Origin of the sequence: Pelagicoccus sp. SDUM812005, assembly GCF_031127875.1 — a bacterium.
Taxonomy (GTDB): Bacteria; Verrucomicrobiota; Verrucomicrobiia; order Opitutales; family Opitutaceae; genus Pelagicoccus.
This window is the reverse complement of record NZ_JARXIA010000074.1, coordinates 1-686: the sequence shown is the minus strand read 5'-3', so window position 1 is coordinate 686 and position 686 is coordinate 1. Positions and strand designations below refer to the sequence as shown.

The 686-nt window shown below is 63.6% G+C and carries 1 protein-coding gene; it reads left to right on the top strand.

Going from position 1 to position 686, the window contains the following annotated elements:
- Positions 1-138: 138 nt before the first annotated feature.
- On the top strand, positions 139-686 hold a 548-nt coding region (locus QEH57_RS24745), incomplete at its 3' end, for an IS630 family transposase (RefSeq protein WP_309009491.1).

The following is a 686-nucleotide window of genomic DNA, read 5'->3' as shown; positions in this document are numbered from 1 at the left end:
TTCTTTGTAGTGGAAAGACGAGGACGAAGAGTAAAACCAATCGAGCTTGAAGAGGACGAGGTCAGCTATCTCAACTCGCTTCTAAGGAGCCGCAAGCTCCCCAGCGGCGAAGCCCGCAGGGCGAAAGCGTTGCTGCTGATGCATCAAGGCGCCAGCAACAAGGCGATCGCCCTGAAGGTGGGGGTATGCGCCCACACCGTGGGCGCTTGGCGCAGGCGCTTCGCCGTCGAGCGCCTGCAGGGCATCAGCGAGCTGCCACGCAGCGGCGCCCCGCGCACGATCGCCGACGAGAAGGTGCAGGAAGTCGTGACACTGACCCTTGAAAGCAAGCCCGAGGCCGCGACGCATTGGAGCACGCGTTCGATGGCCAAGAGGTGCGGCATCTCCCACGACAGCGTGGCGAGGATCTGGAAAGCCTTCGGGCTGGCCCCACACAAGAGCGAAAGCTTCCAGCTCTCCACCGACCCGAACTTCGTGGACAAGGTCCGCGACGTGGTAGGGCTCTACCTGAGCCCTCCGAGAAACGCCTTGGTCTTCTGCGTGGACGAGAAGAGCCAGGTCCAAGCCCTCGAGCGCAACCAGCCCATTCTACCGATGCGCCCCGGACGGCCCGAGAGGAGCAGCTGGGACTACTGGCGCCACGGCACGCTCAACCTCTTCGCCGCGCTCAACGTCAAGACTGGCGA